Here is a 16,108-nt window from a genome sequence, read left to right as displayed (position 1 = left end):
GGTAGTTCGGGAGCAGAGCGGCTGAATTCAGTAGGCCGGTCCGGTTCATTGACCGTTATTAAATGAGCGAGGGGAGCGGGAGACCGCTCAATATAGGTGGTACCGCGAGCAAATCGTCCTATCAATAGTGATAGGGCGATTTTTATTTTGCCAGTGCTTAATTAATTAGTGTTAACCATGAATTTTTGAAAGGAGCGATTATACAATGGCAACCGAAAAGGAAATGTCAACCAAGTATGATCCAACAGCTGTCGAAGCTGGTCGCTACCAATGGTGGATCGACCAGGGTCTCTTCAAGCCTAGCGGCGACAAGAAGGCCCACCCGTATTCAATTGTGATTCCGCCGCCGAACGTTACCGGGAAGTTGCACCTGGGCCACGCCTGGGACACCACCCTGCAGGATATGCTGATCCGGCAGAAGCGGATGCAGGGCTACGACGTTCTCTGGTTGCCGGGGATGGACCACGCCGGGATTGCTACCCAGGCGAAGGTCGAGGCCCGTTTGCGCAAGCAGGGGATTTCCCGCTACGACTTGGGTCGGGAAAAGTTCGTTCAACAGGTCTGGGACTGGAAGGACGAGTACGCCGACATCATCCACAAGCAGTGGGCCAAGCTCGGGATTTCCGTTGACTACGACCGCGAGCGCTTCACCCTGGATGAGGGACTGAACAGGGCCGTTCGCAAGGTCTTCGTCGACCTCTACAACAAGGGCCTGATTTATCGGGGAACCTACATCATCAACTGGGACCCGCAAGCCCGGACGGCCCTGTCCGACATCGAGGTAATCCACAAGGACGACAAGGGTGCCTTCTACCACGTTAAGTACCCATTCACCGACGGCACCACCTTCAACGGCAAGGACTACATCGAAATCGCGACGACTCGGCCGGAAACCATGTTTGGTGACGAGGCTGTTGCCGTTAACCCGAACGATGAACGCTACAAGGACCTGGTCGGCAAGCACGTTATGGTCCCGCTGGTCAATCGGGAGATCGAAATCATCGCCGACGACTATGTTACCCCTGACTTCGGGACCGGGATGGTGAAGATCACGCCAGCCCACGATCCGAACGACTTCAAGGTTGGTAAGCGCCACAACCTGCCGGAACTAAACACCATGAACGAGGATGCCTCGATGAACGAAAATGCCGGCAAGTACGAGGGAATGGACCGGTTCGAAGCCCGCAAGGCCATGGTCAAAGACTTAGAGGACCAGGGTTACATGCTCAAGGTTGTCCCAATCGTTCACTCCGTTGGTCACTCCGAGCGGACCGGTGTCCAGGTTGAAGCTCGGCTGTCGACCCAGTGGTTCGTCAAGATGAAGCCGCTGGCCGAACAAGCCCTGGCCAACCAGAAGACCGACGACAAGGTTAACTTCATTCCGGAACGGTTCGAACACACCTTCACCCAGTGGATGGAAAACGTTCACGACTGGGTCATCTCCCGACAGCTCTGGTGGGGGCACCGGATTCCGGCCTGGTACAAGAAGGGCACCGGCGAGGTTTACGTCGGCATGGAAGCACCAAAGGACGAGGAAAACTGGACCCGCGACACGGACGTCCTGGATACCTGGTTCAGTAGTGCCCTCTGGCCATTCTCCACGATGGGCTGGCCAAACACCGACTCGCCGGACTTCAAGCGCTACTTCCCAACCAGCACCCTGGTTACCGGTTACGACATCATCTTCTTCTGGGTTTCCCGGATGATCTTCCAATCCCTGGAATTCACCGGCAAGGCGCCGTTTAGAAACGTTCTGCTCCACGGGTTGATTCGTGACGAACAGGGCCGCAAGATGTCCAAGTCCCTGGGGAACGGGATTGACCCGATGGACGTGATCGCCAAGTACGGGGTCGACGCCCTGCGGTGGTTCCTGGTTACCGGCTCCACTCCTGGTCAGGATATCCGGTTCTCCTACACCAAGATGGACGCGGCCTGGAACTTCATCAACAAGATCTGGAACGCCTCCCGTTACGTAATCATGAACCTCGGCGAGATGCCGGCGCCGGTTCTGCCGGACAAGTCCAAGTGGGACCTGGCCGACCGCTGGATCCTGAGCCGGCTGAACGCCACGGTTAAGCAGGTCAACGAGCAATTCGACAAGTTTGAATTCGGTGAGGCTGGCCGGGCACTCTACAACTTCATCTGGAACGACTTCTGTGACTGGTACATCGAAATGACCAAGGAGAAGCTCAACAACGGGACTGTCGAAGAAAAGCAGGACACTAAGAATATCCTGGGCTACGTCCTCGACCAGACCTTGAAGCTGATGCACCCGATCATGCCATTCGTTACCGAAAAGCTCTGGCAGTCGATGCCACACGACGGTAAGTCCATCATGGTGGCCGACTACCCAGTTGCCCACGACGAACTGGACGATGCCGACGCTACCGACCAAATGAGCAACCTGATCGAAATGATCAAGGCAGTCCGGAACATCCGGAACGAAGCCAACGCTCCAATGTCCAAGCCGGTTGACATCCTGGTCAAGGTCGACAACCAGCACCTGGGCGACATGCTCAACGCCAACCGGGACTACATCGACCGCTTCTGCCACCCCGCAGAACTGACGATCAGCACCGACGTTAAGGCACCAAAGCTGGCCATGACTGGCATCCTGGCCGGGGCCGAAGTCTACATCCCGATGGCCGAACTGGTCAACCTGGATGAAGAACGGGCCAAGATGCAAAAGGAAATCGCCAAGCTGGAAAAGGAAGTTCAACGTTCACAAAAGAAGCTGGGCAACGAGAAGTTCGTTGCCAACGCTCCTGAAAAGGTCGTTGAAGCCGAAAAGCAAAAGGCGGTTGAATGGCAACAGAAGCTGGACTCCGCTAAGGAACGTCTGGCCTCGCTTCAAGAAGCCTAGTGAAATAGTAAAGGATTGTGGTACGATGATTTTGGTATCACAATCTTTTTTTATTTGAGGAAGGACTAATTTGATGATTAACACCTATGAAGACGCCCTAAATTTCATCCACGGGCGGTCAAAGTTTAAGAAGGTACCGACCCTAAAGCGGATGCGCCGCTTTCTGCAAGAACTCGGCAATCCCCAGGAGGGGCAGCATTACATCCACGTCACGGGGACCAACGGGAAGGGGTCGGTAGTGGCGCTGCTGCGCTCGATGCTGCTCGAAAGTGGCCTGACCGTCGGCAGCTTCACCTCCCCATTCATCACTCGCTTTAACGAGCGGATCGAATACAACGCCCAGCAGATTCCCGACGCCGACCTGGTTCGACTGACCCAGCGGCTGGAACCGGTGGTGGCCAAGCTCGACGCTGAGCTGGAAAACGGGGGACCGACCGAATTTGAGATCGACACTGCGCTGATGTTTTGCTATATGGAGGAAAAACAGCCCGACGTCGTTCTGCTTGAGGTCGGCATTGGGGGCCTCTATGACTCGACAAACGTGATCGCCCCGGACGTCAGCGTGATCACCACGGTTGGTTGGGACCACATGAAATACCTGGGCAACACCCTGGCGGCGATCGCTAGTCAGAAGGCGGGAATTATCAAGCCGGAGGTCCCGGTCGTGATCGGTAAGCTGCCTGAATCTGCCCGCCAGGTGGTCGGTGACACTGCCCATGCCAAACAGTCCCAACTCTATGAACTGGGGCGTGACTACCAGGGAATCAAGCTCAATGGTCATGGTCTCTACGCTAAGCTCTTGTACGATGGGCTCGACATTCACCACGGAACCTTTCAGCTTGGGTTAGCCGGCGATTATCAGGTTGACAACGCCGCCATCGCCCTGACCGCTGCCCAGCTTTTTCTGAAGCAGCACCAGCTTCCTCTAGATCAAAGCGCCCTGCGGAAGGGATTGGCGGCGAGTCGCTGGCCCGGACGGATGGAAGTTGTCAGTTCCGAACCGCTGGTCTTATTGGACGGTGCCCACAATCTGCCGGGGATGCAGGCCCTGGTCAAGTCGATCAAAGACGACCTGGCTGACCGGGACGTCTACATCCTGGTTGCCATCCTGGCCGACAAACAATACGACTTGATGCTGGGCGAGCTTGCTAGCCTGGGCAATGTTCACCTGACCGTCACTAACTTTGCCGGACCAGGTCCCAAGCGGCCGAGCGCTGACTTGGGAACGGTTGCTGCCCAGATTCCGAGCCGCTACCCGATCCAGGTGGCCGAAAACTGGCAGACCGGTTTTACCCAGCTGGCCCGGCAATTGGGCAGTGATGATGCTTTGATCGTCACCGGTTCGCTCTACTTCATCTCCGACGTTCGGCATTTTTTTGAAGATTAAACAATTAATTTAATATCATTGCCGTTTTTTTCCGTATTGATATAGTGAAGGACCAATACGAAAGGAAGATTGAAAATGGCAAAGAAAATCCGTGATGAATATGAACGTCTGGTCGCAAAAAGTGTCCGGGGGATGACGGTTGATGGTGAGGATGCGGCCAAATACCTCCTGTACTACCATCCGACTCCCGAAAGCTTCAAGCAAATGACCCGGGTCGAGAAGAAACGGCTGGCCTTTTCCAGTATGCGGCTGGATCGTTTCTTAGCGGCTGTTGAGCTTGGTCAGCTGGTAGCGCGCAGCTACCCGCCAGTGCTTGGTCATGCCTATTCAAGCGTTGAATTAGGGGCGGCGATGATCGAGCACTTTACCGGCAGCGAAAACGAACAAGTTGCCGTGGCCTATACCGACGTGCACAACGAAATTGTCGCCTTAAAGACACTTTTTCTCGGGGGAAGAAGCGAGTGTTCCCTTTATCCTGACCAGATCTTTAAAGAGGCCCTGCTGAATTCGGCCAGCGGGCTGGTGCTGATCCACAATCACCCCTCAGGTCAAGTGCAGCCTTCCAAGCAGGACCTGGCTTTTGCCAAACGCTTGGAGCGCGGGGGACGAATCCTCGGAATTGCGGTTCTTGACTTCTTAATTGTGGGCCGCAAGCACTATTACAGCTGGCGTGAGCAACAAGTTTCTCCTGAAAAGTAAAGAAAAACTTAATTTCTGGGTCAATCTTATTTCTTCACGGCATGATAATGTATATTAGTGTTCGTATGTAGCCGGTGGCTATGGTATAATATCCACGATATTAATTTGAAATTATTAATTAGAAAACGAAGGGAAGAAGTAGATTGCTAGGAATTGGAACCAAGAATCTAGGAATCGACCTGGGGACCGCGAACACGATCGTCTACCTTGAAGGTAAGGGAATCGTGCTTCGGGAACCATCGGTCGTTGCGCGCAACACGAAGACCAATGAAGTTATCTCCGTCGGTTCAGACGCTCGTGACATGATTGGGCGGACGCCAGAAAGCATTGTTGCCATCCGGCCAATGAAGGACGGGGTCATCGCCGATTACGACACGACCGTTGCCATGATGAAGTATTACATGGAAAAGGCCCTGGGCAATAGCAACAGCAAGCCATACGTGATGGTCTGCGTCCCAAGTGGCATTACCGAAGTTGAGAAGCGGGCAGTTATCGACGCGACCCGGGTTGCCGGGGCACGGGATGCCTATGTGATCGAAGAACCATTTGCCGCAGCGATCGGTGCTGGTCTGCCAGTGATGGATCCAACCGGGAGCATGGTTGTTGATATTGGTGGTGGGACCACCGATGTTGCTACCATCTCACTGGGTGGGATCGTGTCGAGCCGGTCGATCCGGATGGCTGGTGACAAGATGAATGACGCTATCGCCCAATACGTTCGGCAAAACAAGAACCTCTTGATCGGTGAACGGACCGCCGAAAAGTTGAAGTGGGACATAGGTTCGGCTTCCGTTGAGGCTTCCGAAGAGATGGGTACCACCGAAGTGCGGGGCCGGGATCTCGTTACCGGTCTGCCAAAGACGATTGAAGTTTCTGCTAAGGATGTTTCGACCGCTCTCCAGGATGTGGTAGAAAACATCATCGACGCAATCAAGGGGACCCTGGAAGAAACCTCCCCTGAAATTGCCGCGGACGTCATCGACCACGGGATTGTTCTGACCGGTGGTGGCGCTCTGCTGAAGCATCTGCCAGATGTGATTGCTGACGCTACCAAGGTGCCAGTGTTCATCGCCAACGATCCGCTCGACTGTGTGGCCATCGGTACTGGTGAGTCCCTCAAGAGCATTGACGTGATGAAGAAGAAATAAAGTTATTCGATTCGAATATCTAAAATGGGCGGGGCTGGTCGCAAAACGATTTGTTTTGTCTAGCCCCGCTTTTACTATTTTGTAATTTGCATTTGGAGGATTATCATGCGCAAGTTCTTTTCCAATCGACGGTTGGTTATTATTGTGGTAATTCTGGTAGTTTGCTTCGGCCTGATGGCGGGGTCGGTCTCGTTGCGCAATCGGCGGAACACGCCTCCGCTGGTCCAACAGTTTGGCAATGACATTGTTGGCTTTGCGGACAGCGCGGTGGCCCTGCCAGTCAACTGGCTCCAGACGAGTTTTAGCTCCGTCAACGATTTGATGAGCACCTACTCGGAAAACCGGGAGCTGAAGCAGCAAGTCACCGAGCTTGCCCAGACAAAGGTGCGCGACCAGACCCTGGCCCACGAAAACAAGCAGTTAAAGCAGGAATTAAAGCTGAAGAGCTCAATGACGGATTATGATACCGTTTCGGCGGCCGTACTGATGCGGACGCCATCTGCTTGGCAGCAGCAACTGGTGATCAATAAGGGTCAGTCCAGCGGCATCAAGAAGAATATGCCGGTCATGAGTGACGGGGGCCTGATTGGTCGGGTGACAGAAGTCAACAAGACCAATAGTAAGGTCGAACTACTCAGTGATACCGGCGAGTCCTCGAACCGGTTTGCGATCTCAATTAATGGAAGCAACGGGGTCGTTAACGGTATCATCACGGGTTACAATGCCTCACGCAACGAATTGATCATGGGGCAGGTTAGCTCCAAAGCCAAGATTAAGAAGGGCACCCGGGTGACTACCAGCGGAATGGGTGGCATTACCCCCAAGGGCCTGTACGTGGGGAAGGTTTCGCGGATTGGCAAGGATGACTATGGCTTGGCCCAGAAGGTCTACATCAAGCCAGCCGCTGACTTCAATGACATCAATATCGTGACGGTTGCAGAATCCGCATCTCAGGAGTGATGAAGTATGTATCGGTTATCACGATTAAAGTATGTTTTTCCCATTGGACTCTTTGTCAGCCTTTTTTTGGATGGTGCGTTGAGCCACGTCTGGGCACCATTGTTCTTTAGCTACCCGTATTCGATGGCTAGTGAGCTGGTCTTATTATGGCTAGTGTTGTCCTACTTTTTTGAAAACGGGATTGAGATTCCCCTCATCCCATGGTCGATTGCGGCCGGGGTGGTCACGGACCTGTACACGTCCGGGATTCTGGGCCTCTGCATGGTGCTTTTTCCATGCATTGTCGGCCTGACGCAGCTGCTGTCGAAGTACTTTAGCTCGTCTTTTTTATCGATGATCATGATCTTCTTCATCGATATCGTTGTCTTTGAGACGCTCAATTACTGGGCCTACTCGCTGATCAACATTACGACGACACCCTTTGGGGATTACCTGATTTACGTCCTGGCACCGACCTTGGCCCTCAACTTGGTATATTTTGTTGCCCTCTACTGGCCACTGCGGTCACTCTTCAACTGGGCGACGACCGAAAAAAATGCTTAGTGGGCCTTGACAAATGCTAGTGGCCAGTGTAGGATACTAAACAATCAATAGATCGAACGACAATGAACAGACTAGTAGAATGATTTTAGTTGCCAAGCGAGTCCCGGGAGATGGGAAGGGACCTTCTAAGTCATTTGAATCACATCTGTGAGTTGGCCCTCTGAAGACAGTAGGAGAGCCCGGGGAAGCCCGTTACAGCGCGGAGTTTAATCATTGAACTCGCTAAGGTTGATTTCCGTGAGGGATCAACAAGATGAGGTGGAACCGCGGAAACGCCCTCGTAGCCAGTTGGCTCGAGGACGTTTTTTGTTTACCGGTTTCGGATTGAACTCACTGAGGCGGCTGTCGCAAGGCAGCTGCAAACATGAGGTGGTACCACGATTGATTCGTCCTCTAGGGCAATGGCTCTAGGGGGCTTTTTGTTTACCGCCGTTCGATGCACAGATGAAGGAGGAATTGAGATGCACTACGTTACTGAAATTTTACCATCACTATTACAAGGGGCGGGCTTGACCCTGCAGATCTTTTTCTGGACCCTGATCCTCTCGCTTCCACTGGGAATTCTCGTTAGCCTGGGCCTGATGTCCAAAATTCGTCCATTAAAGTGGGTTCTGGAAATCTACGTTTGGCTGATGCGGGGGACGCCATTATTACTGCAATTAATTTTCGTTTTCTATGGTCTGCCGATCGTCGGAATTGTTTTCCAGCGTTACGACGCCGCCCTGGTAGCCTTCGTTCTCAATTACGCAGCCTATTTCGCTGAAATCTTCCGTGGTGGCTTTCAAGCCATTGATGAGGGGCAGTTCGAAGCGGCAAGGGTTTTGCGGCTGAGCTATTGGCAAACCTTACGCAAGATCGTGATTCCACAAGTGGTCAAGATCGTGATTCCATCAATTGGGAACGAAGTCATCAACCTGGTGAAGGATTCGTCCTTGGTTTACGTCATCGGACTCGGCGACCTGCTGCGGGCCGGCAACGTGGCCACCTCACGGGATGTCACCTTGGTACCGCTGCTCCTGGTTGCCCTGATCTACCTGATCTTGGTTGGGATCTGCACCCTGGTACTGCGGAAAGTTGAACAGCGTTACTCATACTTCAAATAGGAGGTCTGGCCAATGTTAGAAGTAAAGAATTTATCGAAAAGTTTTGGCGAACGGGTCATTTTAGACAAGGTCAACTTGACGGTTAAGGATGGCGAGATCCTCAGTATCGTTGGTCCATCTGGTGCCGGGAAGACGACACTGTTGCGCTGCATCACCGGTTTGGAAACGGCCGACGCTGGTCAGTTCCTGATTGACGGGCAGCCCTTCGATCCCCAGGGGACGGCCGAATCGGACCGGGTGATCGGGGTCGTCTTTCAGGACTACAACCTCTTTCCGAACCTGTCCGTGATGGAAAATATTACCCTAGCACCGATTATGGTTCTCAAAAAGAGCAAGGATCAGGCCGAGCGCGACGCCCGGGGGCTGCTGGACGAATTAGGACTGAGCACGAAGGGAGACCTTTACCCATGGCAACTTTCCGGTGGGCAAAAGCAGCGGGTCGCAATTGCCCGGGCCCTGGCGATGAACCCGAAGATCCTTTGCTATGATGAACCGACCTCCGCCCTGGACCCGGCGATGCGAAAGGAAGTGGCCCGGATCATCCTTGACCTGAAGAAGGAGGGGATGACCCAGCTGGTGGTTACCCACGACTTTGACTTTGCTGACGAGATCGCCGACGACATCCTGCGAGTCAAGGCGATCGACCAACCACAAGACGTTGCCGCAGAGGAGTAAGAGAGGGAGCATAGCCTATGAAAAGATTCAAAGCAATTTGGTTATTATTGTTGCTTTTGATCCCAACCTTCCTTTTGAGCGGTTGCGAGAGTGTTACCACCCGGGCCAACACCCAGGATACCTGGTCACGGATTGAGCGACGTAAAAAGGTGATCGTCGGCCTGGACGACAGCTTTGTGCCGATGGGCTTTCGGCAGAAGAACGGGAAGCTGGTCGGCTATGACGTCGACTTGGCCCGGGCGGTCTTCAAGCAGTACGGGATCAAGGTTGACTTCCAGCCGATCGACTGGTCAATGAAGGAAACCGAGTTAAAGAACGGGACGATCGACCTGCTGTGGAACGGTTACTCGGTCAACCCGAGCCGGCTCAAGAAGGTGGCTTTCAGCCGGGACTACCTGGCCAACCGCCAAGTCCTGGTGACCTTAAAGAAGAGCCACATCAACAACCTGAATGACATGACCGGCAAGTCGCTCGGGGTCCAGACCGGATCGACCGGGGACACGGTCTTAAATTCTAAGCCAAAGCTGCTTAAGGATAAGATCAAGAACAAGCAGGCGATCATGTACGATACCTTCCCGAACGCCTTCATCGACCTCAACGCCAACCGGATTCAGGGAATCCTAATGGACGAGGTTTACGCCAACTACTACGTTAAGCACCAAAAGAACAGCAGTGCCTACCGGGTCTACAAGACCAAGGAACTGCCGGTCGAATACTTCGGTGTCGGGATGCGGAAGGGGGACAAGACCCTTAAGCGTAAAGTCAATGCCGGATTGAACCGCCTGCAGAAGAACGGTCAACTGGAGAAGATCAACGAGAAATGGTTCGGGACCAAGAGCAGCTTCTTGGGACCTTACAATAATTAATAGGTAAGAGGTCGGCACGACACCGCGTGGCCGACCTTTTTTGCTGACAAAATTTGGCAAAATTGGGGGATTGGTTTGTAATTTAAGACCAGATAACGTATGATTATCCAGTGTGACAATTTTTCGGTAGAAAACTAAACGCTTGCCTAATTTACAAACGTTTGAACAATTCTTGAAAGGAGCACGAAGACCGTGCATTTTAATCTTGCTCGTGGTGTGGACCTGGATGTGCTGCCCACCAAACAATTTAAGATGAATCACGTCCTAATTAATTTTACGACACCGCAAACGCGGACAAATGCCACCGCGCGGAACCTCCTTGCCAACCTGCTCGAGACCAGCACCCATCGCTATCCGACACAGACTGCCTTGGCCCGTCAGCTGGCAAAACTCTACGGGGCCTATGTTGGCATGGGCGTTGGCCGGGTCGGCCAGCTGCACACGGTTCGTCTACGGGCCACCTTTGTCAATGATCAGATCGCGGATACCAATCTCTTCGACCAGGTGGTGGACCTGATCAATGAAATCCTTTTCCACCCGCTGATTGACCAAAACGAGTTTGACGGGCCGACCTTTCGAATCCAGGCCAACAACCTGAAGAGTTCGATCATGTCCCTCTACGATGACAAGCAGTTTTATGCTAATCGTCAGCTAATGAAGCTTTACTATCCCGAAGACTCCGCGATGAGAATTCCGAGCTTTGGCCAGGTCAGTGATCTTGCGGGGCTCACGGCTCAAAATCTGGTGCCGGTTTATCAGCAGATGATTGAAAACGATAAGGTCAACATTTTAGTGCTGGGGGATGTGGATCCCGAGAAGATCCGGGCCACCTTTGCCCAGCTGCCATTTGATGGCCGCTCGGTTGCCCCGCTGGTGCCGTATTATCGCCAGTCCCTTTACCAGGATGTGCAACGCGCCACGGAGCACCAGTCCGTTGTTCAAGCCAAGTTGAACCTCGGCTATCGGCTGCCGGTTTATTATCATGACCGGAACTATTACGCGGGCCTGGTCTTCAATGGTCTCTTTGGTGGGACGCCTTACTCCAAGCTCTTCACTAATGTCCGAGAAAAGGCTAGCCTAGCCTACTATGCCACCAGCCGCTTGTTGCCCTTTAGCGGTTTTCTAGGCATTCAGACAGGGATCCGCGCCCAGGATGCGGCCAAGGTGGAAGAGCTGATTGGTCAGCAGCTGGCGGATCTTGTCGCGGGGAAGTTCTCCTTTCAAGAACTTTCCGAAGTGCAGGACAGCCTGATTAACCAATACCGTGCTAGCCACGACTACGCCAATAATATCCTCGGTCGTCAGTTGCTGACGACCCTGCTGGACTTGCCGGAAGACAGGGACGTGGCAGCCAAGATTAATGCGGTGACGGCCGCCGATGTGCAACGGGTGGCCGCCGAATTAAAGCTGCAGGCGACATATTTATTGAGTGGTGAAAAATAAGCAAATGGATCAGTATACTTACCAAGAATTTAACCGGACAATCTATCGGCAACGGCTTGCCAACGGCCTGTTGGTGCAATTGCTGCCGATGCCGGGCTTTCATAAGACCTACGCGACCTTTTCAACCGATTTTGGTTCCATTGATAATCAGTTCATTCCCTACCACGAGGAGGGCGCGGTAACGGTGCCGGACGGGGTGGCTCATTTTCTCGAACACAAGATGTTTGAAAAGGCCGATCACGACGCCTTTGACCTCTTCGGCAAGCTCGGCGCGGACTCCAATGCCTACACCAGCTTCACCCAGACCAGCTATCTCTTTTCGACCACCAGCCATCTCCGGGAAAACCTGGACGTTCTGCTTGATTTTGTTCAGGATCCCTACTTCACGGACAAGACGGTGGCCAAGGAACAGGGGATCATCGGTCAGGAAATCCAGATGTACGATGACGATGCCGACTGGCGGCTCTACCTGGGCCTGATCGGCAACCTCTATCCCCACGACCCGATGCGGATCGATATCGCGGGAACGGTCGATTCAATCAGCAAGATCACTCCCCAGATCCTGATGCAAAGCTACCGGACCTTCTACCAGCCAAGCAACATGAACCTCTTCTTGGTTGGCAATCTTGATCCGGCAGAGACGATGGAGTGGGTAATTGACAATCAGAACGGGAAGGACTTCCCGACTCCGGAAACGCCACGGCGCTTGACCAAGCTTAACGACCCAACCGCCCACGACGTCATTCCGTTCCGTTCGCTGACGATGAACATCGCCCGGCCAAAGGTAATGGTGGGCCTGCGGGGCATCAAGCAGTTTGAAGATGGTCGGGAACGGCTGCGCTACAAGCTGGCTGTTGATCTGCTTTTAGATGTGCTCTTTGACGACACCTCCGACAACTACCTGCGGCTCTACAACAATGAGGTACTGGACGATTCCTTTGGCTATAACTTTGAAATGCAACGGGGCTTCCACTTTGCCTACTTCAGTTCGAATACTGACCAGATGGAACGCTTTGCCGACGAAATTGTTGCCATCCTGGAAAGTGCCGATAAGCAGATTGACGCGGCTCGGACGCGTTTTGCTGGGATCAAGAATGCGGAGCTCGGACGGCTGATTGGCTTGTTGGACTCGCCGGAAGCCATTGCCAATCGTTACGCTGACAAGCTTTTTGACGGGGCCAACCTGATGGACGAAATTCGGCTGCTCAAAGAGATTTCAATTGAGGACCTCTACCGAGTAGCCAAGGAATTCATCACCCCCCAGGGGATTTCCGTCTACCAAGTAGTTCCCCACCATCAATAAACGCTACCTTTTCTTAACTGTTGTCCGTTCAAGAACATGATATAATGTGCAAGGATAAGTGAAATCATATAAATGGAGTGTAAGCTAAATGAGCGAAAACAATAGCGAACAAAAACACCTGGAGATTGGTAAGAAGCTGCAGGAAGCGCGCCAGGAGAAGGGTTATACCTTAGACGACCTTCAGCAGATTACCAAGATCCAAAAGCGGTATTTGATTGCAATTGAAGACGAAAAGTTCGATGAATTGCCCGGTGATTTTTATATCCGGGCTTTTGTCAAGCAGTATGCCAATACGGTTGGCCTCGATGGCGACGAACTGCTGAAGGAGTATGATGACGACCTGCCAAAGGCCAAAACGGCGGAGTATTCTGAGCACATCACTCAGGCCGTGGAATCTCGGACTAGCCAGCACAAGACGTTGGGGACTCAGGTTTCCAAGAGTCGGCGCTACCTACCAACGGTGATCATTGCTTGCGTGATTATTCTGGTTCTTGGCGCAATTTGGTTTACGGCGATTGCCCGTAACCATCGTGATTCATCGACCAAGATCGATAATAGCTCAGTTTCGGTTTCCGGTGAGAGCCGGAAGAAGGCTTCTTCATCCAGCAAGAAAACTACTAAGAAGGCGGCTACTAAGGCCACCCAGCTCAAGCAGAGCAGCCGGAATTCCACTAGTGTGACCTACACTGCCGATAAACTGACTAAGGACACCACCCTGCAGATTAATCCAAGCTCACGGGCATGGATGCAGGTTCGGGCCAACAACAGCACCGATCTCTTGAACAAGACCTTAAACGCCAACCAAAAGACCAGTGTGAAGGTCGGTAAGGACACGACGACGCTGGTAATCACGGTCGGCAATGCTCAGTCAACCACCCTGAAGATCGGTGGCAAGAAGATCGACTTTACCAATAACGGAAGCTATAACAACACCCGGACCGTTACGATCAACTTTGGCAGCCAGTCGTCCTCATCTTCATCCTCGAGTTCAACTAGCAGTACGAGTTCATCCAACACCAGCACGCGGACAAGTTCGACTAGTTCAACAACCAGCCAGACGAGTCAAACGACAACGGCTAACAGCACGAGTCGGCAGACGACGGCAACGTCCAGTGCATCGACTACGCAGACAAGATAATAGGGGGACTAGACCGTGAACTTACCTAACAAATTAACCGTCGTCCGGTTAATTATTATTCCATTTTTCCTGATTTTGATGGTAGTGCCGTTTTCTTGGGGGAGCGTCACTTTCTGGGGGGCCACGATTCCGGTTGCCCAATTGATTGCGGCGATCCTGTTTATTGCGGCGACGATCACCGATAATCTGGACGGTCGGATCGCCCGGAAGAATCACCTGGTGACCAACTTCGGGAAGTTTACCGATCCGCTGGCGGACAAACTGCTGGTTATGACGGCTTTCATCGTCCTGACTGGGAATCAGGTTGTTCCTGCCTGGGTAACCTCAATTATCATCTGGCGTGAATTAGCCGTTACCGGACTGCGGCTTTTGCTGGTTGAGCAGAGCGGGATTGTGCTCGCGGCTAAGATGCCGGGGAAGATTAAGACGACGACCCAGTTCATCGCCATCATCTTCCTACTGATGAACAACGTCATCTTTGCCATTTGGAATATTCCGTTTGGTCAAATCATGCTCTACATTTGCCTGTTCTTCACCATTTACTCCGGTGTGGACTACTTCATTCAGGGCCGGGGCGTCTTTTCCGACGGCTTCAAATAAAATTAATCCAAGAGTGGCTGAATCTAAAATGGATTCGGGCCACTCTTTTTTAGTGCGATGAGCTATAATTTACGTATTATCTATATAGGGGTGAAATTTAAATGGAAGCAGAAATCATTTCAGTCGGTACTGAGATCATCTTAGGGCAGATCGTCAACACGAACGCGCCCTTCTTGTCCCAACAGCTCGGCAAACTTGACATTACGGCCGCTCGGCAACTGACGGTACCCGATCAGCTCGATCTTCTGGAGACCGCCGTTCGGACGGCCTGGCAGAATGCGGACCTGGTCTTTGTTTGCGGTGGCCTGGGTCCAACGGCGGACGACGTTACTCTGCGCGGGGTGGCCGCTGCCCTGGGTGTACGCTTGACGCGTGACGAGGATCACTGGGCTTGGATTCGTGAGAGCTTTCGACAGCGTCAGGAGCCAATGATGCCGGAAAACGTTCAGCAGGCCATGTACCTGAGCGGGGGAACGACATTGGCCAATCCGGTCGGGCTTGCGCTGGGCAGCTGGTACGAGCGTGACGGACGGCGGCTAATCGTCCTGCCGGGACCGCCGCGCGAATTTACGGCGATGGTTAACCAGGAGGTCCTGCCACGGCTGAAAAAAATTGTCGAAGGTGAACGGCAGATTGTCAGCCGGACCCTCAACTTCTTCGGCCGGCCGGAATCCCTGTTGATGGACGAAATCGCGGAGGCGACGGGCGACCTGCACCAGGTGGTCATCACTTCCTATGTCCAGCCGGATGCTATCCAGGTCCGGATGACTGTTCATGACCTGCCCGAGGCAACCGCCACGGCGTTATTGGACCGGGCCCAGGCGGCGATCGTTGCCAAGGAAGAAGCTTACTTCTTCGGCGTCGGCGATGATTGCTCGCTGGCAGCCCAAGTTGTGGAACTGCTCAAGCAGCGGCACTTGAAGGTGACGGCGGCCGAGAGCCTGACCGGGGGGATGTTCCAGAGCACCATCTGCTCGGTTCCCGGGGCCTCGAATGTCTTTGACGGTGGCTTCGTGACCTACGCCGCTAGCGCCAAGGAACGCCTGCTGGGGATTGATCCACAGCTGATTGAGCGTTACGGGGTTGTCAGCTCCCAGACGGCTGCTCAGATGGCCGAGAAGAGTCGTCAGCGCCTTGGGGTTGCGGTCGGGATCGGTTTTACCGGGGTTGCCGGTCCTGATTCGCTGGAAGGCCAGCCAGCTGGAACAGTCTGGGTTGGGCTCTCAATCCAGGGACAGGCGACAATGACCCGTCAGCTGCACCTGGGAGCCTACGTTGGTCGCCAACAGATCCGCCGGCAGAGTGTCCAGCACGGACTGCAAATGATTTATCACGCCCTGCAAAAATAATCGAACCATTGTTCGCATTTTTCTTGTTTTT

14 protein-coding genes and 2 other annotated features (1 of these 16 running past the window's edge) are annotated in these 16,108 nt (G+C 53.2%); all 14 genes read left to right on the top strand.

Annotated features, from left to right (window positions below; all coding sequences use genetic code 11):
• Positions 1–124 (top strand) — a binding site (T-box leader); it begins 87 nt to the left of the window's first position.
• Between the two features lie 81 nt (positions 125–205).
• Complete coding sequence (locus OCT58_RS00885) at positions 206–2,863, top strand: valine--tRNA ligase (RefSeq protein WP_267200940.1); 2,658 nt, start codon at positions 206–208, stop codon at positions 2,861–2,863.
• Between the two features lie 73 nt (positions 2,864–2,936).
• Positions 2,937–4,250: a bifunctional folylpolyglutamate synthase/dihydrofolate synthase gene (locus OCT58_RS00880; RefSeq protein WP_267200939.1), complete on the top strand. Its 1,314-nt coding sequence runs from the start codon at positions 2,937–2,939 to the stop codon at positions 4,248–4,250.
• A gap of 75 nt (positions 4,251–4,325) precedes the next feature.
• Positions 4,326–4,949 carry a JAB domain-containing protein gene (locus tag OCT58_RS00875; protein WP_267200938.1) on the top strand — a complete coding sequence of 208 codons (624 nt, stop codon included), beginning with the start codon at positions 4,326–4,328 and terminating at the stop codon, positions 4,947–4,949.
• 143 nt (positions 4,950–5,092) lie between these two features.
• Complete coding sequence (locus OCT58_RS00870) at positions 5,093–6,097, top strand: rod shape-determining protein (RefSeq protein WP_267200937.1); 1,005 nt, start codon at positions 5,093–5,095, stop codon at positions 6,095–6,097.
• A gap of 105 nt (positions 6,098–6,202) precedes the next feature.
• Entirely contained in the window at positions 6,203–7,057 is an 855-nt protein-coding gene (mreC, locus tag OCT58_RS00865) for a rod shape-determining protein MreC (RefSeq protein ID WP_267200936.1), read from the top strand.
• Between the two features lie 6 nt (positions 7,058–7,063).
• A complete protein-coding gene (mreD, locus tag OCT58_RS00860) occupies positions 7,064–7,600 on the top strand; it encodes a rod shape-determining protein MreD (RefSeq protein ID WP_267200934.1) in 537 nt (178 codons plus the stop codon).
• Positions 7,601–7,653: 53 nt separating this feature from the next.
• Positions 7,654–7,997 (top strand) — a binding site (T-box leader).
• A gap of 64 nt (positions 7,998–8,061) precedes the next feature.
• Positions 8,062–8,703, top strand: coding sequence for an amino acid ABC transporter permease (locus OCT58_RS00855; protein ID WP_267200933.1), 642 nt, complete (start codon positions 8,062–8,064; stop codon positions 8,701–8,703).
• 12 nt (positions 8,704–8,715) lie between these two features.
• Positions 8,716–9,378, top strand: a complete 663-nt coding sequence (locus tag OCT58_RS00850; protein WP_267200932.1) for an amino acid ABC transporter ATP-binding protein — start codon at positions 8,716–8,718, stop codon at positions 9,376–9,378.
• A gap of 17 nt (positions 9,379–9,395) precedes the next feature.
• Positions 9,396–10,244: an amino acid ABC transporter substrate-binding protein gene (locus tag OCT58_RS00845; protein ID WP_267200930.1), complete on the top strand. Its 849-nt coding sequence runs from the start codon at positions 9,396–9,398 to the stop codon at positions 10,242–10,244.
• Between the two features lie 192 nt (positions 10,245–10,436).
• Entirely contained in the window at positions 10,437–11,687 is a 1,251-nt protein-coding gene (gene yfmF, locus OCT58_RS00840) for an EF-P 5-aminopentanol modification-associated protein YfmF (protein WP_267200929.1), read from the top strand.
• A gap of 4 nt (positions 11,688–11,691) precedes the next feature.
• Positions 11,692–12,990 carry an EF-P 5-aminopentanol modification-associated protein YfmH gene (gene yfmH / locus OCT58_RS00835; protein WP_267200928.1) on the top strand — a complete coding sequence of 433 codons (1,299 nt, stop codon included), beginning with the start codon at positions 11,692–11,694 and terminating at the stop codon, positions 12,988–12,990.
• A gap of 88 nt (positions 12,991–13,078) precedes the next feature.
• Positions 13,079–14,128, top strand: coding sequence for a helix-turn-helix domain-containing protein (locus OCT58_RS00830; protein ID WP_267200927.1), 1,050 nt, complete (start codon positions 13,079–13,081; stop codon positions 14,126–14,128).
• 15 nt (positions 14,129–14,143) lie between these two features.
• Complete coding sequence (gene pgsA, locus OCT58_RS00825) at positions 14,144–14,728, top strand: CDP-diacylglycerol--glycerol-3-phosphate 3-phosphatidyltransferase (RefSeq protein ID WP_267200925.1); 585 nt, start codon at positions 14,144–14,146, stop codon at positions 14,726–14,728.
• Between the two features lie 101 nt (positions 14,729–14,829).
• Complete coding sequence (locus OCT58_RS00820; RefSeq protein ID WP_267200923.1) at positions 14,830–16,077, top strand: competence/damage-inducible protein A; 1,248 nt, start codon at positions 14,830–14,832, stop codon at positions 16,075–16,077.
• Positions 16,078–16,108 lie beyond the last annotated feature (31 nt).

The organism is Limosilactobacillus kribbianus (assembly GCF_026413145.1).
GTDB lineage: Bacteria > Bacillota > Bacilli > Lactobacillales > Lactobacillaceae > Limosilactobacillus > Limosilactobacillus kribbianus.
Note: the sequence above shows the minus strand (reverse complement) of the source record. Positions and strands in the feature narration are given on the sequence as shown.